Origin of the sequence: Halorubrum halodurans (assembly GCF_002252985.1) — an archaeon.
Lineage (GTDB): Archaea > Halobacteriota > Halobacteria > Halobacteriales > Haloferacaceae > Halorubrum > Halorubrum halodurans.
This window is the reverse complement of sequence record NZ_NHPJ01000034.1, coordinates 1-671: the sequence shown is the minus strand read 5'-3', so window position 1 is coordinate 671 and position 671 is coordinate 1. Positions and strand designations below refer to the sequence as shown.

Here is a 671-nt window from a genome sequence, read left to right as displayed (position 1 = left end):
TGGCCCGGTGGGCGGCGGAGGCGGCGCTGGACGGCGAGAACGGCCGGAACACCCCGTTCGCGATCGAGGCCGAAGGGACCGAAAGGACCGACGCCGACGACGCACCCGCAGCCGCTGTCGACGAGCCCGAGGGAACCGACCGGTCGAGCGATGCGGACGACGCGGAAGCGATCGAGTCGGCACCCGACGATGACGAGCCGAGATCGCTCGAGGAGCACGTCCAGGAGGTCGTCGACCGCGAGAGCGGGCTCGCGAGGCTGCTCGACGACGACCTCGGGGTACTCGAGGAGGTCCCGGTCGACGACGCGTTCGACGCGGTCGAGGCCGCGTCCGACCCGCCACACGCGGTCGTGGTCGACGGGCGGATCGACCAGCGGCTGCTCGACGTCGCCGCCCAGCGCGGCGTGAACCGGCTGTTCGGCGTCGAGCTCGGCGAGTTCGTCAAGCGGCCGGTCGGCACGCGGGTCTCGACCGTCGGCGACCTGCCGATCGAGGCCTGACGGGGTCGTCGGTCCGGGCGGCGCCCCGCTCTCGACTCACACCATCCCGGTCGCGCCCAGGAGCGCGAACAGCGCGTCGCCGTAGGTGACCGAGACGACCAGCCCGGCCGCCATCGGCACGACGAACGGCATCCCCGGCGAGACGCGTCCGCGTCTCGCCGGGGATGCCGT

General features: G+C 73.5%; 2 pseudogenes. One reads left to right on the top strand and one right to left on the bottom strand.

The window, feature by feature from the left end:
• Positions 1-500 (top strand): annotated as a pseudogene (locus DJ70_RS17700) (DNA primase DnaG); the annotation flags it as partial.
• Positions 501-536: 36 nt separating this feature from the next.
• Here DJ70_RS17700 and DJ70_RS17695 read toward each other — a convergent pair.
• A pseudogene (locus DJ70_RS17695) lies at positions 537-671 on the bottom strand (prepilin peptidase); the annotation flags it as partial.